The following is a 20,970-nucleotide window of genomic DNA, read 5'->3' on the forward strand; positions in this document are numbered from 1 at the left end:
GTGTATAATAAGGTTGATTTTGTATCCGATTACATCATACATATTCGATATTTTGAGAGAGGAAGATTTGGATGCCGCTGATTGATATGCCGTTGGAGCAGCTTAAGCAATATGAGGGGATGAATCCCAGACCGGCCGATTTTGACGAATACTGGGAGCGGGCGATTGCGGAACTGTCTGCGGTTGACGCCAAGGCGGAGCTTGTCCCAAGCTCCTTTCAAACGCCTCAGGCGGAATGCTTCGATCTTTATTTTACAGGCGTAAGAGGGGCAAGGATTCATGCAAAATATGTACGGCCGCGGAATGCAGAAAGCAAACATCCTGCCATTGTGCAGTTCCATGGCTACAGCGGCAATAGCGGCGACTGGAGCGACAAGCTGGCTTATGCCTCGCTTGGTTTTTCCGTATTGTCGATGGATGCGCGCGGACAAGGAGGACACTCCGAGGATGTCGGCGGCGTAAAGGGCAACACCTTGAACGGGCATATTATAAGAGGACTCGACGATCATCCCGACAACCTGTTGTTCAGACATATTTTTCTGGATACCGCCCAGCTTGCGGGCATTGCCTTGTCGCTGCCGGAGGTAGACCCGGACCATGTATATGCAACCGGAGGCTCTCAGGGCGGGGCGTTGGCGATCGCTTGCGCTGCCCTGGAGCCGCGCGTAAGCAAGCTTGGCACGGTATTTCCATTCCTGTGCGACTATAAACGGACTTGGACAATGGATCTGGCTAAAGATGCTTATCAGGAGCTGAGAAATTATTTCCGCAGCTTTGATCCCCTTCATGAGCGGGAGGACGAGATTTTTGAGCGGCTCGGCTATATCGACCTTCAGTTTCTGGCGGATCGAATCAGAGCCGAGGTGGTCATGGCTGTTGGATTGATGGACACCATATGTCCGCCTTCGACCCAATTTGCTGCCTACAATAAAATGACCGCGCCCAAACAAACGTTGATTTATCCGGACTTTGGCCATGAAAATCTGCCCGGCTTAAACGACAAACTGATGCAATTTTTCTTGGGGTCCATGGTATAATTAAGGAAATTTGTCGTTAGATGGGCTGATGCTGACGTAATCAGTTGAAACGTTATTCCAATTGGCGCGTATTGTTAATTATTACGACCTATCAGGGCGAAGGAGGAATTGTTGACTATGAGTATTTTTCAAAGACTGTTCCGTATCGGTAAATCCAATGTCAATGCAGCGCTGGACCATCTGGAAGATCCGGTGAAGATGATTGACCAGGTTCTTCGTGAACTGGATGAAGATATCGAAAAGGTGACGGCTGCCGTAACGACCCAAATCGCAGTGGAGAAACGGTTTGAACGCGAACTGAACGAAGCGCAGGAGGTTATCGCAAAACGCGATGCGCAAGCTCGCCAAGCACTTGCCAGCGGGGATGAAAGCCTTGCTCGCGAAGCGCTTGCCGATAAAAAGCGTTATACTGAAAAACGCGATTCGGTACAGGCCAGCTACGACAGGGCCAAAGCTACCGCAGACAAGCTGCGTACACAGCTGCAGGAAATGAAAACAAAAGTGCAGGAAATGAAAACGCAGCGCAGCACGCTGATCGCCCAGGCCGAAGCGGCGAAGGCTCAAGAACGCATCAATAAAACAATGAGCGGCATTGGCGGCAATGATCTCGGCGCAACCTTCAACCGTATGGAGGAGCGCATCAAACAAATGCACGATCAGGCGGATGCGGCATACGAGCTGGCGAATGAAGGCAAATCGCTGGACGCCAAATTCGAGGAGCTTGAAAAATCAGGCAAGGATGCCGAACTGGAAGATGAATTGGCGGCTCTGAAAGCGGAGCTGGAAGGGAAAAAAGAATAGGTATTGTATAAAAAGAAGTCTCCGTGTGGCCGCGGCGCAAAATGATCTGCGCTGCGGCCAAATGGGAGGCTTTTTTTATTCGATGACTGTTAACATCGTTATGGATTATTCAGCGCTTCTGAAATAACTTCGTTTATGGCATTGATGTCAGGGGTATCGGATTTCGCATCCTGGAGCTTGTATTTTTGCTTCAGCGCAAGCAGCCTGTGCAAACTTTCATCCAGCCTGTCCTCCGTGATGCTGCCATCTTTAACGCTGCTGCTCAGTGCTGCCAGCACCCGCTGCTGCAGCTTCTCGTCATGTCCGACCAGGAGCAGATCGGCGCCCGCTTGTACAGCTCTGACCGCTGCCTCGCCAATTTCATTGTCCTGAAGCAAACCTCCCATCGTCAAATCATCGGTAACAACTACGCCGTTGTAGCCCAGTCCGCTCCGCAGCAGTCCGTTGATGGCTTTGTCGGAAATGGAGGTGGGATAATCCTTATCCAGCGCAGGGATCAGCAGATGGGCAACCATTACAGCATCGGCGTTTTGTCCTACGGCTTCCACAAATGGCAGCAGCTCCAGCTTCCCTAGCTCGTCCAAGGATTTGCCTACGACCGGAAGCGCGTAATGGGAATCCACTGAAGTATCTCCGTGTCCGGGGAAATGCTTGACCACCGTCGTCACGCCTGCTTCGGAAATGCCATGCATCATTGCTAATCCGTGGTTAATAACCGTATCAGCGTCGGAGCCGAATGAACGATCGCCGATGACAGGATTATCCGGATTGCTGTCAATGTCGAGTACAGGGGCAAAATCCATATTGAAACCCAATGCTTTAACGGATAAACCCAATGCATGCCCAACATCCTTTGTGTGTTCAATGTCCTTTAGAGCCCCCAGTTCATGCGCGGAAGGGAACTTGTTGATTTCGGCCGGCAGCCTGCTTACTTTACCGCCCTCCTGGTCAAGGCTTAGCCAGAGAGGAACGCTGTTTTCTTTGTTTGCTGCTTTTAAGCTGTTCAATAATGCTGCCGTTTGGGCAGCCGATTTTATATTGTCTTTGTACAAGATAAACCCGCCAACTTTATTATCCTGGATCATTTTTTTGGCAAAAGGGCTAATCGTTTTCCCGTCCAGTCCAATGAGCAGAAGCTGCCCGATTTTTTCATCAAGCGTCATGTTGGCAATTTGATCTGCAATATCCTCGCCCGGAAGCGGGGTCGCTGCAGGTTCCCCGGTTTTGTCCGGTGCGGAAGGCGAGGGAGATGGTGATTCCGCAGCCGAAGTCGAAGAGGGCGGAGAGGCCGTCGGCGCCGCTGCGCCGCCGCTGGAACTTCCGCAGCCCCCAGCTACGATGAGCACAATGGATAAAGCAAAAGCCAATACGATTCGCATAAATCAACCTCCCATTCAATTTCTCCTATTGTACCGATCTGAATCCGGCGGGTCAAACGCCGTTTCCATTTTCTTGCTGCCTGCACATGATGCTATACATCAATCAGTGTGGAAAGGATGCACCCAAATGAATATTTGTGTGGTGGGAGCGGGGTATGTCGGCCTCACGACCTCGGCTGTTTTGTCGAAGCTCGGCCATACCGTATGGTGCTGCGATCGCGACGACTCGAAAATTACTTCATTGCAAAACGGACATATCCCAATCTTTGAGCCTGGGCTTGAGGAACTTGTGCAGCAAGGCGTAAGCGACAACCGATTGCATTTCAGCTCCGATGTCCCGCATTACGTTGAAGAATGTCCGGTCATTATGGTGGCCGTGGGAACGCCGTCGGCGCCTGACGGAACGGCGGATCTGGTCTATGTCAAAAGCGTGTTGCTAAGCATCGCGAATGGAATACGAGGACCTAAAACCGTCATTATTAAAAGCACGGTGCCGCCCGGAACTGGAGATTGGGCACAAGACTTTTTTCTGCGCAGAGGTGTTTCAAAGGATTGGATCGAGGTTGTTTCCAACCCTGAATTTTTGCGGGAAGGAACGGCAATCCACGACTCCTTCCATCCCGATCGCATTTTGGTTGGGGCCTCCAGTCCATATGCCGGGGCGCTTGTCGCTTCCCTGTATGACGGCATATCCGCGCCGGTGCTGCATACGGGCCGCACGGAAGCGGAAATGATCAAATACGGCTCCAACTCCTTCCTTGCAGTCAAGCTTTCTTTTATTAACGAACTGGCAAGGCTGTGCGAAACATTCCATGCGGATATTACCGAGGTATCGCGGGGAATCGGAATGGATGTGCGGATTGGAGAGAAGTTCCTGCAAGCGGGCATCGGTTATGGCGGCTCATGCCTGCCCAAAGACGTCTCTGCGCTTATTGCAACAGCGTCTGGCAAGGGGATGGGGTTAAAGCTGCTCGAGGCTGCCGCATCTGTAAACGAAACGCAGGTGCAGGCATACGTGTCGAAGTTGGAGCGAGTGCTGGGAGCGTTGAACCAAGACGTATCCATTGCGGTATGGGGAGCTACCTTCAAGGAAAATACTGACGATCTCCGTTATTCCAAAGCATTAGTGTTTATGGAAGCGCTGGCGGCAAAAGGTTGCGGGGTCAACGCATTTGATCCGCTATCTGCTCCTGATATGGAAGGGGTCAAGTGGGCTTCATCCCAAATGGAAGCGTTAGAGGGGGCCGATGCTTTGGTCGTAGCGACCGGCTGGAAGCAATTTGTTTCGGCTGATTGGCAAGCCGTCAAAGCTGCCATGAAAGGAACTGTCGTTGTGGATGGGCGCAATGTCCTGGACCGCGCCGCGGTTGAGGAAGCCGGACTTCATTATGTCGGTCTGGGAAGACCGGGGACAAAACAGGCGGAAGCGGCCGCAACGGACTGAGCGGCTCCTTGGAGACGCTCAGCTTGTCCGGCGAATAATGTCCGTGTAGACGCCTTACGGGTTTAACCCATTCAAATAAGTGATCGCTGAAGCAATGATTTTCCGGTAAGCGGGGGATTGAAAGGAGGGCGCATGATGGCCGGGCTGCAAATAGACAACAGTGCCGAGGCCATACTTGCGCTCCCAGCCCGCCGGAATGGTAGTGCCTTGGAATTCATATTCCATAAAAATCGTTTTTTCAACAAAGGGGTCAAGCACGAACTGATAAGGCTCCTCGTTCAAAAGGAAGGACTCTATGCCTTCCATAATGGGATGGCTTGCGCCAGCTTCCGTAACGATATAATTCAGTTCCTGGTAAGGCGGGTGATCCGTAAATTCACCGCCGATCAGGGTCAGCAGTTCGCTGCTGGCTTGAAGTGAAATACCGTTGTGCAGGACAAGCAGTTTCCCGCCTCCCGCCACATAACGAAGCAGGCCAGCCCGTTGCTCGGCAGGCAATGGTTTCCTCCAGCAATCGGTGTAGCTGATCAATAGGTCGCAAGTTACCTCGCCGTCCAATTGCGCCAACAGTTGATAATCCAAGCTAGCGGTCAAGCGGCAGCCGTCGGGAACGATCGTTTTCATTTCCTCATAAGCTGCGGACAAGGGATGCCAAGGTGCATCCTCATTGTTTCCAAGCATGATGGCGTGTATGGATTGGCTCATCTCTCTTCCTCCCAAGCCCCCTCGTATGGGGACAAAAAATATGAATGCCCTTACAATAGAGAGCGTTTCCCTTATTGTAAGCTTCTCTTCCCGTTGCGGCAAGACGTTTTACGGGGCTTGGCTCAAGCTTGCGAGGATCAGTGTGCGTGCACCCTATAGGTGACGGTAGGAGGTTTCATAAAGCTGGCGGTAAGCGGACGGAGTCATGCCTTCATGCTCCATAAACCGTTTATTGAAATAGCTGACGCTTGGATACCCCGCTTCCCTGGCTATGTCGCCGATCGTCAAGGATTGGCGCTCCAGCAGCCATTGCTTGGCCGTCTGAAGTCGGCAGCGGGTAATAAAGTCCATCGGCGTCATCTCCATCACCTGACGGAACAGTTTGCAAAAATAATGGGGCGTGACCCCGGCCAGATCCGACCACCTCTCCAGCAGAAAAGGCTCTGTCGCCTCCTGCTGCATAACGGGGAGCAGCTCCAGTATCCGACCTCCCGAAGAAGAAGTTTTCCCGCTAGCTTTGGGCACGGCTTGCTCCACAAATAAAGTTAACAGGGCATAGGTCAGCGTAGAAAGCCGATGAGGACGCAACATCCGATTTTGCTCCGCTTCGGCCAACAGTTCCTCATGGGCTTCCATCCACAACTCTGGCTGGCGGATGCTCCAGATTCGGCTAAGGTGCAGCTCGCGTTTCAACATGAAATCAAACAAGCTGTCGCCGTAAAAATGGACCCAATGGATATCCCAGGGCTCTTCCTTGCTGCTGTAATAACGCTGCTGCTGCAGCGGGAAATAAAGAAAGGCATCTCCCGGGCCAAGCGTATAGGTGATGCCGTCTTGCTCGACATACCCTTTTCCGCTGGAAATAAAATGAATGTTAAAATTGTTCATGGCGTCCGCATTGCGGCTTACGGTATGTTCGGACCATCTGTGGTAGAGGCCCACTGACTCCGGCATGCAGAAGTAAGGACTGGTGGGCAAAGTAAGCAGATGGCTTTGGCGCTGCATGGGCATCCTCGACTTTCATGACAATATTGTTATAATTCATCTTAATATATTGTTATTTTCATTTCAAACCCACCCAATTATAATGACAATATCGTAATAATAAATTTTCATAAGTGCAAGTTCAAAAAGTCCGGCTTTCAGTACCGAGAATTTGGGATGAAGCTAGAAAAGGAGCAGCAGACTTTTTGAACAATCTCTATAAAGGGAGTTGGAGTGACTTTGAAGAAATTAAGATGGGGCATTCTTGGCAGCGCTGCCATTGCTAAGCGCGCAGTTATACCCGGTATTCAAGGTTCCGACCGAAACGTGGTTGCTGCCATCGCAAGCCGGGATTTGGAAAAGTCCAGAGATGTCGCGAAGCAATTCGGCATTTCGGACGCTTACGGCAGCTATGAAGAGCTGTTAGCCGACGATACAATTGATGCGGTATACATACCGCTTCCCAATCATCTGCATTTGGAATGGACGCGTAAGGCCGCGGAAGCCGGAAAACATATCTTATGCGAAAAACCGCTTGCGTTAACCGCAGCGGAGGCTCAGCAAATGACGGATGCCTGCCAGCGTGCAGGGGTTCAGCTATCGGAAGCGTTTATGTACCGCTGGCATCCTCGTTATGATGAAATTGCTTCCATTATTGCTTCCGGCGAAATCGGCGAGGTGAGGAGCATATTCAGCTCCTTTACGTTTAATAACGCCGGGGACAGCGGCAATGTGCGGTATGTTAAGGAATGGGGCGGCGGCTCTTTGTATGATGTTGGCTGCTATCCCATCAGCGCGGCCAGGCTGCTGCTCGGCCAGGAACCGGTAGCGGCAACGGCTCACGCCATGTTTTCGCCGCAGCATGATGATGTTGATATGATGCTGTCCGGTCTGCTTGAATTTGAAGGCGGCAAGTCGCTTGTTTTTGACTGCGGCATGTGGGCGGCATTCCGCAATCCGCTGGAGGTGCTTGGCACGGAGGGAATGATTCGGGTTCCCTCTGCATATGTGACCAATTCGCCCGGCAGCGCCAACTTTTTCGTACAGCGGGGCAACGAGACCAGAGAAGTGATATGTGCGGATGTTAACGCGTATACGGCTCAGGCCGACGCCATGCACGCAGCGATTACTGGCGAAGCAAATCTCCGGTTTGCGCCGGTGGATGCGGTCCAAAATATGAAAGTTATCGAGGCTTGTCTGCGCTCCGCGCGTGAACGATCCAGAATCGAACTATAAGAGGTAAGTGGTTGGAACGATAACGACATTCAAGGAGGTTTCCATAATGGAATATATCAACATTGAAGGTTGCGCCAAGCCGGTTTCGAGGCTGATGAAAGGAACGGACTATTTTAGGCATGAGACCTATGAGAAAGCGGCAGCCAATCTGGATGCCTTTTTCGCCATCGGCGGCAATTCGCTGGATACCGCACATATTTATTGCGGAGGACAAAGCGAAGAAGTAATCGGGCGTTACATGAAGGAAAGAGGCAATCGCGACAAACTGATCATTATGACCAAAGGAGCGCATCACGATCAATTTGGCCCCCGCGTCAACAGGGATGCCATTAATAAAGATCTAGCCGACAGCCTGGAGCGGCTGCAGACCGACTTTGTCGACCTGTATGCCCTGCATCGTGACGATCCTGATACGCCTGTTGAAGTCATCGTGGATGCTCTTAACGAACATGTTCAGGCGGGAACAATTGGAGCGATTGGCGTGTCCAACTGGACCTGGCGGCGTATTGAAGAAGCGAATGCTTATGCAGCTAACAAGGGTCTTCGGGGTTTTACGTTCAGCAGCCCCAATCTCAGTTTAGCCAAAGCTAACGAGCCTTTCTGGGCCGGATGCGTGTCCGCAGATGCCGAGACATTAGCCTGGCATCAGTCGGTTCAGCTTCCGCTGCTGTCCTGGTCTTCCCAGGCAAGAGGATTTTTTACCGGCCGCTTTACGCCTGAAGTCCGGGATAATAGCGATCTGGTACGCGTCTTTTACAGCGATGCGAACTGGGAGCGGCTGGCGCGCGCCCGTGAACTGGCAGAACAGAAGGGGGCAACGGCGATTCAAATCGCGCTTGCTTACGTGTTGAATCAGCCTTTTCCGACCTGCGCCTTGATTGGCGCACAGAGCGCGGAAGAGCTTCAGTCTTGTCATGAAGGCTCCTCCATCCAGTTGACTCAATCGGAGCTGGAATGGCTTGAAGGAGCCGTCGAAAAAGGGTAACCTGAGCGCAAAAATACCGTACTCTATGCAAAAGAGCCTTCAAACCACTGGAAAGTGGATCTGAAGGCTCTTATTTGCTTCAATATTACGTAAAAGCGGAGGCCATGCTTTTGGCTAAAATGCTTTGTGTTTGACTCCTACTCTGTTTTGAACAACGTTGCGATAGAGCCGCCTTCTGTAATGATACGGATAGCAGCTCCCAGCAGCGGAGCCATTGGCAATACAACAAATTTGTCAGGGCTGTCCGCATCCAGCGCAATGGTGTCGGTAATGACGACTTCCTGGATGTTGGGATGGTTCAGCTTCTGCACGGCATTTTCGGAAAATAATCCATGCGTCGCACAGATAAAGGCATCTTCCGCTCCGCGTTTTTTCAACGCTTCAACAACGTTAACGATCGTGCTTCCGGTATCGATCAAATCCTCGATAATAATCGGGGTTTTGCCCTCTACCTCGCCAATGATATGAGTAATTTGCGACTGGTTGTGCGCAGGCCGGTTTTTGATCATAATGGCGAACGGGCAATCCAGCATATTGGCTAGCTTTTCCGCAGTTGTGGCTCGTCCCGCATCGGGAGAAACGACAACAGGATTTTTAATGTTTTTGGAGCGCAGGTAACCAATGATCAAATCAAGCGCGGTCAGATGGTCCACCGTTATTTTGAAAAAGCCTTGAATCGCATCGGCATGAAGATCCACCGTAATGATTCGGCCTGCTCCAACCGTTGTCAGCACATCAGCTACCATTTTGGCGGAGATGGGTTCGCGCGGCGCGGATTTACGCTCCTGGCGGGCATATCCGTAATACGGCATAACGATGTTGATCGACTGGGCGGAAGCCCGCTTTGCCGCGTCAATCATCACCATCAGCTCCACCAAATGCTCATTGACGGGATGCGACAGCGATTGAACAAGAAAAACGTGGCTATTGCGAAGCGACTCTTCATAGGATACATGGATTTCGCCGCTTTGCTGGCGGGAGATAGCGGCTTTGCCCAAAGGCATGCCCAGCTCCTCGCACATTTTGAGCGCCAGATCGCGGTTAGACGATCCGGAAAAAATTTTGATTGACATAAGGTCCTCCTCAGGTGCTATCTCAGGCCGGGTATGGCGACATCCGGATTGGTGTCGGCTTCATAATCAACGCCGTCCGTTTCAAAGCCGAACAGCTGGAAAAATTCACGGCGGTAGCCTTCAAGATCGGACAGCTCGTAGACATTTTCCGTTGTCAGCTGTTCCCACACTTTAGCGACTTCAGCTTGAATTTCGGGCTTCATTTCCCAATCGTCCACACGAATCAGCCCTTTTTCATCTACAGGAGCAGGGCCTTCGCCGTAAAGTCTTTCCGCAAACAGGCGATACATTTGTTCGATGCAGCCTTCATGCAGCCCTTTTTCCTTCATGACTTTGTACAGAGCGGAAATATAAAGAGGGACAACTGGAATCGCAGAACTGGACTGCGTTACCAGTGCTTTGTTGACGGAAACGAATGCCCGGCCGCCTTTTGTGCCCAGTTGGACGTTTAGTGCGTTTGCCGTCTCTTCCAGGTGGTTTTTGGCTGCGCCGATCGTTCCCTCGCGATAGACTGCGTGGGTGATTTCCGGACCTATGTAGGAATAAGCAACCGTTGTTGCGCCTTCCGTCAGCACGCCGGCTTGCTCCAGCGCATCGATCCACATTCCCCAGTCCTCGCCGCCCATGACAGCAATGGTTTGACGAAGCTCGTCCTCGGTAGCCGGTTCGATGGTCGCTTGGCTAACATCGCCCGTATGGAAGTTAACGGTTTTGTTGCTGTAAACGCCGCCCAGCGGTTTGATGACGGAGGAAAACGTTTCGCCCGTTTTGGGATGGGTCCGTCGCGGCGACGCCACGCTGTAGACCACGAGATCGACGCTGCCAAGCTCGTTTTTGATCAGGTCGATCGTTTTGGCTTTGATTTCATCGGAAAACGCATCGCCAACGATGCTGTACGACTTGAGGCCTGCCTCTTGAGCGGACGCCTCGAAAGCTGCAGAGTTGTACCAGCCGGCGGAAGCTGTGCGCGCGCCTTCCGCTGCTTTATCGAAGTAAACGCCGATTGTAGCCGCGCCAGCGCCAAAAGCGGATACGATACGCGATGCCAGACCGTAGCCTGTGGAGGCGCCGATGACCAGCACATTGCGCGGGCCCGTAATGGCTTGCTGTCCCTGCACATATTGGATTTGCCGCTGCACTTGCTTGGCGCAGCCCTCTGGATGTGCGGTTGTGCAGATAAATCCGCGAGTTTTAGGTTGAATAATCATTTAGGAGTTATTCCTTTCATTTTTAAATGGAATACTCCTATTTTACCGATTTTCAGACGTAAAAGAAAGAGAAACCGTCCGGCAGGCCGTGGCGAAGGCAAAAAACAAATAAAAAACGCAGCCAAGCCCAGTGTCGCAGCGGGTTGGTTGCGTTGTGGTTGCCGCTATAGCTCTGCCGCGGAAATTAGTGGCGACGTCTGGTCTTCAACGGTATCCGGAAAGCTGCTGCTCGGCCATCTGGACGAGGCGGCGAGTTATGTATCCGCCGATGGAGCCCATGTCCCGAGTGGTCATATTGCCGTAATAGCCGTCCTGCGGGAGCTGAATGCCAAGTTCTTGGGCAACTTCATATTTCATCTGCTCCAGCGCCGCGCGGGCTTGAGGGACAACGATGCTTCTGGATTGACTGCTTGCCATCTCTGATCAACCTCCTTTGACTCTATTATGCGATGCCGCTTTGTGCATTATTCGCTAACTTCACCACAATTTACCGACGAATTGAGGGAAGCCGCCATGCTAAAATGGAGCAATGGAGGGGCTTGCCTATGTTTGAGAAACCGATGCTGCCCTTTAAGCGGGAGGCTCCGTTTGACAGTGAAGACCATTTGTTTGAGCCAAAAATAGCCGGACAGCGGCTGCGCCTATCGATGAAGGACGGGGTAACGACCTTGTTATCGCGGCATGGCTACGACTTGACGATGCAATACCCCGAGCTTCTGCGCGTCCCGCTTGTTACACCGGCGGATGTGGTGATTGATGGCGAGGTGACATATCTGGATCCGGAAACCGGGCGGGAAGATATGGACAAGCTGCAGAGCAGATACCGGATGACCCGGCGGTCTGATATCCGGGATGCGGCAAAGGATTTGCCGGTTACTTATTTTGTCTTTGATCTCATAAGTCTGAATGGAGCGGACTTGCGGTCATGGCCGCTGATCGAGAGAAAAAAGGCGCTGCATAGCATACTGGAGGAAAATAACTATTTTAAACATATGCGCTATGTGGAAGAGGAGGGCGTCAAGCTGTATCGCTTGGCGGGTTTGTTGGGGCTTGAAGGCATTATGTGCAAAAAAAAGCAAAGCCAGTATCGGGAGGGGCGAAGCCAGGATTGGCTGGCTGTCACGAACACAAAGGGACGGATACCATTATAGTGCGTGTTCAAAAAGTCCGGTTTTCAGTGCCGAGAAGATGGCAAGAAGCTAGAAATCGAGGACCGGAGCGTAGTGGTAGCTACGTGAGGACCTCAAATGTTTCCGGAGGAAACATCCTTCGTAAGCATACGCTTATTTCGGCTGAATGCCATATTCGACGCTGTCCATGCCGCCCGGCATGTCACGCAATGGAAAGCGGACTTTTTGAACAACCGCATAAATGAAGTTCAAAAAGTCCGGTTTTCAGTGCCGAGAAGATGGCAAGAAGCTAGAAATCGAGGACCGGAGCGTAGTGGTAGCTACGTGAGGACCTCAAATGTTTCCGGAGGAAACATCCTTCGTAAGCATACGCCTATTTCGGCTGAATGCCATATTCGACGCTGTCCATGCCGCTAGGCATGTCACGCAATGGAAATCGGACTTTTTGAACAACCCCTCTATGGCATTTTGTCTCCGCGGGCGCTGATGTATAGTCTCCACCAATCGTCTCGGGTCATGGCATCAGCTTGACGCTGCGCATCGGAGCAAGCCAGAATACGCTTCGGATTAGCTGTTCCGATAACAGGCTGAATGCCTGCGGGGTGGCGCATGAGCCAGCCCAATACGATCGCTTCCGGCGTTGTTTCCCGCTCATTAGCCATTTGCTCCACAAGTTTGGCGGTGCGGATATCGCTTTCGGACGCGTTTTCGGGAAGGTTTCCGCTGTATTTGCCCTGTGCGAGCGGTCCCCAAGCTTGCAGTTGAATCCCGTTGCTGCGGGAATATTCCATGAGGCCTTCTTCGAAATGAACGGATAAGCCGGCCTTCTGATTGACGTAAACGCCATGATCAACCCAGTCATGACGGGCAAGGCTAAGCTCAAGTTGATTAACAATAAACGGTTCGGAAAAAGAGCGCTGCAGGAAGTCGATTTGACCGCTGTGCATATTGGATACGCCGAAATGGCGCACCTTTCCGGATTCTTTCAGTTTGGTCAGCGCTTCCGCGACTTCGTCCGGCTCCACCAGCGGGTCGGGACGGTGCAGCAGCAAAATATCAATGTAATCGGTTCCAAGTCTGCTTAAAATACCGTCAACCGAATTCAGAATATGCTCCCCGGAAAAATCAAAACGGTTGGGCAGGTTGCCCTCCGAAAGCCGGATGCCGCATTTGGATTGAATAACGATCTTTTCGCGCAGTCCCGGCTGCTTGTCCAGCACATGGCGGAATACTTGCTCGGCTTTGCCTCGCGTATAGATGTCGGCATGGTCAAACATCGTGATTCCGATGGACAATGCTGCATCCACCGCCGCCTCCGCTGTTTTGACATGCTCATCCCGGTAAGGTTCATAGCTCCAATCTCCGCCTAGACCCATGCAGCCGAGAGCCAGTCTGCTTGTTGTAATTCCTCTCTGTTCCAGCGGCATTACAGTCATACATGATCAGCCTCCTGAATAACAAATTTGGACATTCCTTTCCATTATACTCCTTTGGGAGGGAAGCGCCTATCTTTTTGCATCTTTTCATGCAGACATGGTACATTTTTGATGAAGATACGAGGAGAGTTATTCATATTTAATAGGGAGATGAACTCATGGCACGTATTCAATGCGATTTTTTCTCGGAAACATTAGGCATCAACACATCAATGAGCGTTATTTTGCCCCAGCAGACCCGCACTCAAATCGGGATGAACAATGTCAGCGGAGGAGGCCGCCACAAAACGTTGTATTTGCTGCACGGATTTTCTGATGACGATACGATCTGGTCGCGCCGGACATCGGTGGAGCGTTATGTGGCGGAAAGCGGAATTGCGGTTGTTATGCCCAATGCCCATACCAGCTTTTATACCGATATGGAGTACGGTGGAGCCTATTGGACCTTTTTGTCAGAGGAACTTCCGGCGTTAGCCCGTTCGTTTTTCCCGCTGTCTCATGCAAAAGAGGACAATTATGTCGCCGGGTTGTCGATGGGCGGGTATGGGGCGTTTAAGTGGGCCCTCAGGCGTCCAGACATGTTTGCGGCGGCAGGAAGCTTTTCCGGCGCGTTGGATCTTGCGGGTTTTATCAAGAAGACAGATAAGAATTCGTCGATTGGCCGTGCGTTCAACCTTATTTTTGGCCAAAGGGAAATTGACGGCTCGGATGACGATTTGCTTGCTTTAGCGGAGCGTGCGGGACAAGCCGGCGCATTGCCGCCTCGCCTTTTTCAAAGCTGCGGCACGGAAGACTTCTTGTATGAAGAAAATTTGGCCTTCAGGGATAAATGCCGCGAAAGCGGTGTGGAACTGCACTATGCCGAAGGTCCGGGAGACCACTCCTGGGAATATTGGGACGTGCAAATCCAGCATTTTCTGAAATGGCTGTAAAATGACAAAAGGGAATTGAAAAATAGCTCGTTTGCCAGTATGATAGGGATAGGATTAACTAATATGTTTATGGATTAACAAATATATTATTCCATGAGCATGGATATCCTAATACTGGAGAAGAGGCGATGGAATGAGCAGCAAGGTTGTTATTCAAGGAGATCAGACGCTTGGCAAAATCGACCGCAATATTTATTCCCATTTTTCCGAGCATCTTGGCAGATGTATTTACGAAGGTTTCTGGGTAGGCGAGGATTCGCCGATTCCCAATACAGCAGGTATCCGCAACGATGTTGTGGAAGCGCTTAAAGCGATTTCCATTCCGGCGCTGCGTTGGCCGGGCGGCTGTTTTGCCGATGAATACCACTGGAAGGATGGCATCGGCCCGCGCGAAAGCCGGAAACGGATGATAAATACGCATTGGGGCGGCGTTGTGGAGAACAACCATTTTGGCACGCATGAATTTATGCAGTTGTGCGAGCAGCTGGAATGTGAACCGATCATTTGCGGCAACGTCGGAAGCGGAACTGTTCAGGAAATGGCTGAATGGGTTGAATATATGACATTTGACGGCGTTTCGCCGATGGCTGAGCTGCGTCGCGCCAATGGCCGGGAGAAGCCTTGGAAGCTGACTTATTTTGGCGTGGGCAATGAAAACTGGGGCTGTGGCGGACATATGCGTCCTGAATATTATGCGGATGAATATCGCCGTTATCAAACCTATGTCCGCAATTACAGCGGCAATGTTATTCACAAAATCGCCTGCGGACCAAACGTTGACGATTACCGCTGGACCGAAGTTTTGATGCGCGAGGCGCATAATCATATGCATTCTCTGTCTCTGCACTATTACACAATTCCCGGAACCTGGGACAAAAAAGGCGCCGCAACAGAGTTTTCGGAGGAAGAATGGATTGTTACACTTCGCAAAACGCTGTTTATGGAGGAATTGCTCACTCGTCATTCCGCGATTATGGATAAATACGATCCTGCGAAGCGGGTAGGTCTGGTTGTTGACGAATGGGGCAACTGGTTTGATGTTGAACCGGGCACTAATCCCGGCTTCTTGTACCAGCAAAACACAATCCGGGATGCGCTGGTCGCGGCTCTGAACTTCCATATTTTCCATAACCACAATGATCGCGTTCGTATGACCAACATCGCTCAAATCGTCAATGTGCTTCAATCCGTCATTTTGACGGAAGGCGATAAGATGCTGCTGACGCCTACCTATCATGTTTTCGGCATGTTCCAAGTGCATCAGGACGCAGAGCGTTTGGCGCTGCATTTGAATACAGGTCAATATACGTACGGAAATGAAAGCATTCCGCAAGTATCCGCAAGCGCTTCGAAAAATGCGGAAGGCGCCATCCATATTAGCTTGTGCAACGTTGATACAACTAACGACGCCGAAGTGGAAATCGAGCTTCGCGGTTTGGTTGACCAAAACATATCGGTATCGGGTACGGTATTGGCGGCAAGCGAAATGGATGCCCATAATACGTTCCAGCAGCCGGATAAAGTTAAACCGTCTGTATTTTCGGCTTTTGCGGTGGAAGGCACTACGCTGAAAGTGAAGCTTTCCCCGATGTCGGTTACGGTGCTTGAGCTGAAGTAAGAGGCTTTCGGTTTGGTTCGGTAACAAGATATGAATAGAAAGCAATGCCGAAGAGGGGGTTGTGTATGGAAAAGCAGTACGGTTACCGGGACGAGTGTAAAGGGTGCGATAACCGCTACCAGGTTAGCAGCGCCGACATCGATCGGATGTTGGCCGCGCCAATGTTTAGCCGATCCGATGTATGCGTAAGCGATGCCGAATACGATGCCCGTCTTCAGGCTTGCCGCAGCTGCCCACGATTGCTGGACGGCGAAACCTGCTCCGCTTGCGGCTGTTATGTCCGGGTTGCTGCAAAGCTGAAGTCGAAAAGCTGCCCGTTGCCGGGTGGAGGGTTATGGCCCGCCGCCGCTGTAGAGGCCGTATCAGGCTAGTAGTAGCCGCGCTTGCAGTCCGGCGGACAACTCGTTATAATCGTCGATATATGGAGCAGATCGTGAAGCACACGACAACAGGCGCATTGCGCCCGTAGTCGTGTGCTTTTTTGCGTTCCGGGAAGGAGAGTGGAGGCGGTGTTAGAGCGGCAAGAAGAACGTTTGCGTAGTGAGGTCAGCCATGATGAAGCTTTCAAAAAGCTGCTTGAAGTTTTTTTCAAGGAATTTATCGAGCTGTTTTTTCCGCAGCTTTTGCCCTTATTGGATTTTGGTCATGCCCGATTTTTGATGCAAGAGCTATTAGTGGATATCATAGGGGAGCAGGCACGGAGTCTTGATTTGCTGCTGGAAACCAGGAATGCCGACGGGAGCGCGTTTGTGCTCCTGCATTTGGAGCCGCAATCGTACAGGGATCCTCAGTTTCATGAACGTATGTTTATTTATTACAGCCGGCTTTTCGAACGTCATCGCACCGAGCACAAATTGATCATTCCTATCGCGATCTTTACAGCGGACGAAGGGGGAGAAGAGGCAGACAAGCTGGTCTCCGCAGCGGGGGATCATGAAATTTTGAAGTTTCACTTTTTTAAAATCGAGCTGCGCCGTCTGAGCTGGCGACGTTTTGTGGATTCTGTTAACCCGGTCGCTGCTGCGCTGCTGGCGAAAATGGGTTATACTAAAAAGGAAAAGCGCGAGATGCGGCTGCATTATTTGCGCATGCTGCTGAAGCTGCGGAAGCAATTGGACGAGGCTCGTTTGCAGCTCGTCATGTCAGTAGGCGATTTATATTTTAAACCGGACAAGGCTGAGGACTTGCAGCTGCTGGAGCTTTTGGCGGCCGAATTCGGAGAGGAGGAGGCGGATCTGATGGAGTTGATGCCAGCGTGGAAGCGGTGGGGATACGAAGAAGGGCTTGAAGCCGGATTGCAGCAGGGTATGGAAAAAGGTATCGAAAGAGGCATTGAAAAAGGCTTGATGCAAGGCTTGGCCCTTGGAAAAGCGGATACGGTACAAAAGCTGCTGGACAAAGGGTTTCTGGCGGACGAGGTAGCTGATATGCTGGATGTTCCTCTCTCGGAGGTCACCATGATAGCGAAAAGCAGAAAACGGCCGGAAAATAAATAAATGCAGACGTTAGTGGGAAGCGAGGACTGTCCAGTCCCCGTTTCCGCTCTGTTTTTTTATTTCTGGTTGAGATGTAGACGTAAAATTTATTTGTATTTCGGAAGCCAGCTGCCATGGGCTTCAATCAAGTCGTCGCACATCGCAACGATGTCGTCTATGGACAACTCGGCGGATGTGTGTGGATCCAGCAGCGCAGCGTGATAAATATGCTCTTTTTTGCCCGTTATCGCGGCTTCGATCGTCAGAAGCTGCGTGTTGATATTGGTTCGGTTCAACGCAGCAAGCTGCGGCGGCAAATTACCCACAAAGGTAGGCGTGACGCCATTCCGGTCGACGAGGCACGGAACCTCGACGCAAGCTTCGCGCGGCAGGTTAGGGATAAGGCCTGTATTCATGACGTTTCCGCCGATACGGTAAGGCACATCGGTTTCGATGGCTTCCAGAATGTAGGAGGCATATTCATGGCTCCGGCAGTGCTCCAGATTTTTGTCCAGCACGAGAGTGTCGCGCATTTTTTTCCAATCTTCGATTTGACTGATGCAGCGTCTCGGGTATTCGTCCAGCGGGATATTGAAGCGGTCGACCAGCTCGGGATAGCCCTTCTTGCTAAAATAAGGATGATACTCCGCATTATGCTCCGAGGATTCGGTAATGTAATAGCCGAACTTCTGCATCAGCTCATATCGAACCATGTCGTGATGTTTTTCCTTCTGTTTCTCGGCCGCGCGTTTTTTGATTTCGGGATACAAATCAACTCCATCCTTGCTTACCTCAAGCAGCCATGCCATATGGTTAATGCCGGCGATATGCCACTTGACACCTTCAGTGTCCATACCCAGATGATCGAACAAATGAGGCACGCATACTTGTACGCTGTGGCACAGGCCAACGGTCTTTACGCCTCCATGCGTAATCATGACATTTGTCAGCACCGCCATTGGATTGGTGTAATTTAGAAATAAGGCGTCAGGACATACTTCCCGTATATCGGCCGCAAAGTCCAGCATAACCGGTATCGTGCGCAGGTTCCGGAAAATCCCGCCGATACCAGCTGTATCGCCAATCGTCTGGCGCAGTCCGTATTTCTTTGGAATCTCAAAATCGGTGATGGTGCAGGGATCATATCCGCCGACCTGAATGGCATTGACGATATAGCGGGCGTCTCTCAACGCTTCCTTCCGATCGGCATAAGTCTTCACAACGCAAGTGCTGCCGCTGGTTTGCTTCAAATTAAGCAGCATTTGCTCGGAATCCCGCAGGCGCTCTCCGTCGATATCGAACAAAGCAATTTCAAATCCCTGGAGCGCCGGAGTTTGCATGACGTCTCCCAAAATATTTTTGGCGAATACCGTACTGCCAGCTCCGATAAATGTAATTTTGGACATTGAAAAAACCTCCTGATTTGAATGGGTTGGTTTCTCGAGAAAGTCTTTGTTTACAGCCCTAGTATAAAGTTATACGCTTCCTTTTCATATGGAAAGAAAGCAGCACTATATGGATAAATGTCGTCTTTCGGTCTAGAATAAGAGGGAGGGAATATTTCAATAAGGAGATGGATTTATGAGCGACCACCACAGAATTTCCATTGCCGTTAATCCATCGCCTTTCCGCGATGAAATGTCCGTGTTGTTTTGCGGAGAGGGTGAGCCTCGAGGCGGGCATGCCATTGGACCTGCGGTTCATGACTACTACCTTATTCATATTGTGCTGGACGGCGGCGGGGTGTTTGAGACATTGGGCGAAAGACATCGGTTGAAGGCGGGGGACTGTTTTGTCATTTTTCCTGAGGTGCTCGTCCGGTATGAAGCGGATAAGCAGCATCCCTGGTCGTATATGTGGGTAGCCTTTTCTGGCGGAGCGAGTGATGATATGTTAAGCCGCATCGGATTTGCTCCGGATGCCGGAATAGTCCGAGGCTGCGATCTGGCCGAAATGGAGGAACTGTTCCGCAAGCTGCGGGTCAGCCTGGAGCAACCGGAAGGAGGAAGCGCGGGGCTCCGCAGCGTAGAAGCCTCCGGATGGTTAAGGATTATGCTGTTTAAGCTGGGGCAGCTTGCGATTTCCGCGGCCGACGGAGAACCCCCGTTTGGGAAGAGAGAAGGTATCAAAGAGGAAGCGGGCGAGCTGCATTCTCGAGCTTTTCCGGGATTGCAGCAGGCCATTTCCATGTTGTCTTATCAATACGGACAGCATACCTCGGTAAACGAAATCGCCAAAGCGCTTGGTTATCATCGCGCCCATTTGACCAAGCTTTTTAAGGAGACGACGGGTCTGTCCCCCATGCAATATTTGTACAAGGTGCGGATGAAAAAAGCCGAGACGCTGCTTATGAACGGATTGACCGTCGCCCAGACGGCAGCATCGGTCGGCTTTAATGATCCTCTCTTTTTCACCAAGCAGTTCCGCAAATGGAGCGGCGTTACGCCTACCGAGTTCAAGCGAGCGGGGGATGCCCGACCGAGCGGCGAAGAAGCAGATCAGCCGGAAGCACAATCTTCCGCCATGGAAGCTGGCCCTCCCGGTCCTGAATCCGCTCCATAAGCATCCCCATCCCCATATAGCCGAACTGGTAGGCTTGCTGGGCGGCGACCGTCATAAACGGCTCAACCTCGGAAGAGGGGCCAAGGTCGTCTATGCAGACAAGCGAAATATCCTCCGGCACCTTTAGACCCCGGCTATGAAGCAGCCTCATCACCTCAAGCGCCAGTACATTATTGCCTGTCAAAATGGCAGATGGCTTGGGGGTTAATCCGTCCAGCCAAGCTCCCATAGCCGATGAATCGCCGCCCGCGCCAAAGCTGGTTTCGTATACATAATCGTTGCGTAGAGGCAGCTCTCTCAGCTTCAGACCTTCCCTATAACCTTGAAGGCGAAGCCTCGCGCTTGAGATCGAGGAAGAGCCGTTAATCATGGCAATGGCTGAATGCCCGCAATCGGCCAGATGCTCCACGAGGCGGCGCGCGCCTTCCTTGCTGTCGCCGAGCACAATATCGCTATCAACGCCGGGCACCTCCCGGTCGAGCAGAACAAACGGCACATTGTGGCGCTTCAGCAATTCCAGGTGAGGCAGGGAGGGGTCGCCCGCCGGGGCAAGCAAAACACCGTCTACCCGAGTCGCCAGAATCGTGTTGATGTAATCTCTTTCCTTCTCCAGATCTTCATCGCTGTTGCCAAAAAGCAAACGGTATCCGTATTTTTTTGCAGCGTCCTCGGCGCCCCGGGCAAGAGTTGTATAAAACGGATTGGTAATATCCGTAATGAGCAAAAACAACAGCTTCGTTTGCTGCAGCACGAGGCTTCTTGCCGTTTGATTCGGAACATAATTCATTTCCTCCATCACGCGTTTGACTCGGGCTTTTGTTTTTTCGCTAATTTTTCCGGTGTTATTGATAACCCTGGATACGGTCATGGCCGAAACGTTGGCACGGGCCGCGATGTCATATATCGTAACCATAAAATACGCTCCTCATGTCTCTTTCCTGCCCTCTATCATACAAAAAAGAAAG

The 20,970-nt window shown here is 51.4% G+C and carries 20 protein-coding genes; 11 read left to right on the forward strand and 9 right to left on the reverse strand.

Annotated elements, in window-relative coordinates:
- Window positions 1-71 precede the first annotated feature (71 nt).
- Together ACX93W_RS00310 and ACX93W_RS00315 are read left to right on the forward strand one after the other, a co-directional pair.
- A complete protein-coding gene (locus tag ACX93W_RS00310; protein WP_459390332.1) occupies window positions 72-1,037 on the forward strand; it encodes an acetylxylan esterase in 966 nt (321 codons plus the stop codon).
- A gap of 117 nt (window positions 1,038-1,154) precedes the next feature.
- Complete coding sequence (locus ACX93W_RS00315) at window positions 1,155-1,838, forward strand: PspA/IM30 family protein (protein ID WP_459390333.1); 684 nt, start codon at window positions 1,155-1,157, stop codon at window positions 1,836-1,838.
- Between the two features lie 98 nt (window positions 1,839-1,936).
- Here ACX93W_RS00315 and nagZ read toward each other — a convergent pair whose 3' ends face one another.
- Window positions 1,937-3,217 (reverse strand): beta-N-acetylhexosaminidase, encoded by a 1,281-nt coding sequence (nagZ, locus tag ACX93W_RS00320; protein ID WP_459390334.1) that lies wholly within the window; start codon window positions 3,215-3,217, stop codon window positions 1,937-1,939.
- A 127-nt stretch (window positions 3,218-3,344) separates the two neighbouring features.
- Between nagZ and ACX93W_RS00325 the strand changes: the two genes are divergently transcribed.
- The gene (locus ACX93W_RS00325) at window positions 3,345-4,661 is read left to right on the forward strand and encodes a UDP-glucose dehydrogenase family protein (protein WP_459390335.1); all 1,317 of its coding nucleotides are present in this window, start codon (window positions 3,345-3,347) and stop codon (window positions 4,659-4,661) included.
- 54 nt (window positions 4,662-4,715) lie between these two features.
- On the opposite strand, the gene ACX93W_RS00330 is transcribed toward ACX93W_RS00325, so the two are convergent.
- Window positions 4,716-5,366: a ThuA domain-containing protein gene (locus ACX93W_RS00330; RefSeq protein ID WP_459390336.1), complete on the reverse strand. Its 651-nt coding sequence runs from the start codon at window positions 5,364-5,366 to the stop codon at window positions 4,716-4,718.
- A 153-nt stretch (window positions 5,367-5,519) separates the two neighbouring features.
- On the reverse strand, window positions 5,520-6,371 hold the full coding sequence (locus tag ACX93W_RS00335) for a helix-turn-helix transcriptional regulator (protein WP_459390337.1): 852 nt from the start codon (window positions 6,369-6,371) through the stop codon (window positions 5,520-5,522).
- A gap of 213 nt (window positions 6,372-6,584) precedes the next feature.
- Between ACX93W_RS00335 and ACX93W_RS00340 the strand changes: the two genes are divergently transcribed.
- Window positions 6,585-7,586: a Gfo/Idh/MocA family protein gene (locus ACX93W_RS00340; RefSeq protein ID WP_459390338.1), complete on the forward strand. Its 1,002-nt coding sequence runs from the start codon at window positions 6,585-6,587 to the stop codon at window positions 7,584-7,586.
- Window positions 7,587-7,632: 46 nt separating this feature from the next.
- Window positions 7,633-8,571: an aldo/keto reductase gene (locus ACX93W_RS00345; protein WP_459390339.1), complete on the forward strand. Its 939-nt coding sequence runs from the start codon at window positions 7,633-7,635 to the stop codon at window positions 8,569-8,571.
- A gap of 137 nt (window positions 8,572-8,708) precedes the next feature.
- On the opposite strand, the gene ACX93W_RS00350 is transcribed toward ACX93W_RS00345, so the two are convergent.
- The 3 genes from ACX93W_RS00350 to ACX93W_RS00360 all read right to left on the reverse strand — a co-directional run bounded on the left by ACX93W_RS00350 (window position 8,709) and on the right by ACX93W_RS00360 (window position 11,269).
- Complete coding sequence (locus tag ACX93W_RS00350; RefSeq protein ID WP_459390340.1) at window positions 8,709-9,644, reverse strand: ribose-phosphate diphosphokinase; 936 nt, start codon at window positions 9,642-9,644, stop codon at window positions 8,709-8,711.
- A 17-nt stretch (window positions 9,645-9,661) separates the two neighbouring features.
- Complete coding sequence (gene fabV, locus ACX93W_RS00355; protein ID WP_459390341.1) at window positions 9,662-10,852, reverse strand: enoyl-ACP reductase FabV; 1,191 nt, start codon at window positions 10,850-10,852, stop codon at window positions 9,662-9,664.
- A gap of 204 nt (window positions 10,853-11,056) precedes the next feature.
- Window positions 11,057-11,269 (reverse strand): small, acid-soluble spore protein, alpha/beta type, encoded by a 213-nt coding sequence (locus tag ACX93W_RS00360; protein WP_459390342.1) that lies wholly within the window; start codon window positions 11,267-11,269, stop codon window positions 11,057-11,059.
- Between the two features lie 128 nt (window positions 11,270-11,397).
- Between ACX93W_RS00360 and ACX93W_RS00365 the strand changes: the two genes are divergently transcribed.
- On the forward strand, window positions 11,398-12,003 hold the full coding sequence (locus ACX93W_RS00365) for an ATP-dependent DNA ligase (protein WP_459390343.1): 606 nt from the start codon (window positions 11,398-11,400) through the stop codon (window positions 12,001-12,003).
- Window positions 12,004-12,440: 437 nt separating this feature from the next.
- Here ACX93W_RS00365 and ACX93W_RS00370 read toward each other — a convergent pair whose 3' ends face one another.
- A complete protein-coding gene (locus tag ACX93W_RS00370; RefSeq protein WP_459390344.1) occupies window positions 12,441-13,418 on the reverse strand; it encodes an aldo/keto reductase in 978 nt (325 codons plus the stop codon).
- Between the two features lie 158 nt (window positions 13,419-13,576).
- Between ACX93W_RS00370 and ACX93W_RS00375 the strand changes: the two genes are divergently transcribed.
- The 4 genes from ACX93W_RS00375 (at window position 13,577) to ACX93W_RS00390 (ending at window position 17,464) form a co-directional block, all read left to right on the forward strand.
- Complete coding sequence (locus tag ACX93W_RS00375) at window positions 13,577-14,350, forward strand: alpha/beta hydrolase (protein ID WP_459390345.1); 774 nt, start codon at window positions 13,577-13,579, stop codon at window positions 14,348-14,350.
- Window positions 14,351-14,483: 133 nt separating this feature from the next.
- Window positions 14,484-15,968, forward strand: coding sequence for an alpha-N-arabinofuranosidase (locus tag ACX93W_RS00380; RefSeq protein ID WP_459390346.1), 1,485 nt, complete (start codon window positions 14,484-14,486; stop codon window positions 15,966-15,968).
- 65 nt (window positions 15,969-16,033) lie between these two features.
- Window positions 16,034-16,339: a DUF6171 family protein gene (locus ACX93W_RS00385; RefSeq protein WP_459390347.1), complete on the forward strand. Its 306-nt coding sequence runs from the start codon at window positions 16,034-16,036 to the stop codon at window positions 16,337-16,339.
- 138 nt (window positions 16,340-16,477) lie between these two features.
- Window positions 16,478-17,464 (forward strand): Rpn family recombination-promoting nuclease/putative transposase, encoded by a 987-nt coding sequence (locus ACX93W_RS00390; RefSeq protein ID WP_459390348.1) that lies wholly within the window; start codon window positions 16,478-16,480, stop codon window positions 17,462-17,464.
- Between the two features lie 86 nt (window positions 17,465-17,550).
- Here ACX93W_RS00390 and melA read toward each other — a convergent pair whose 3' ends face one another.
- Window positions 17,551-18,849: an alpha-galactosidase gene (melA, locus tag ACX93W_RS00395; RefSeq protein ID WP_459390349.1), complete on the reverse strand. Its 1,299-nt coding sequence runs from the start codon at window positions 18,847-18,849 to the stop codon at window positions 17,551-17,553.
- Between the two features lie 175 nt (window positions 18,850-19,024).
- Here melA and ACX93W_RS00400 point away from each other — a divergent pair, with 175 nt between their 5' ends.
- On the forward strand, window positions 19,025-20,005 hold the full coding sequence (locus tag ACX93W_RS00400; RefSeq protein ID WP_459390350.1) for an AraC family transcriptional regulator: 981 nt from the start codon (window positions 19,025-19,027) through the stop codon (window positions 20,003-20,005).
- On the opposite strand, the gene ACX93W_RS00405 is transcribed toward ACX93W_RS00400, so the two are convergent.
- Entirely contained in the window at window positions 19,899-20,918 is a 1,020-nt protein-coding gene (locus tag ACX93W_RS00405) for a LacI family DNA-binding transcriptional regulator (RefSeq protein ID WP_459390351.1), read from the reverse strand. The two genes, ACX93W_RS00400 and ACX93W_RS00405, sit on opposite strands and share 107 nt — an antisense overlap.
- Between the last annotated feature and the right edge of the window lie 52 nt (window positions 20,919-20,970).

It is taken from the genome of Paenibacillus sp. CAU 1782 (genome assembly GCF_054551715.1).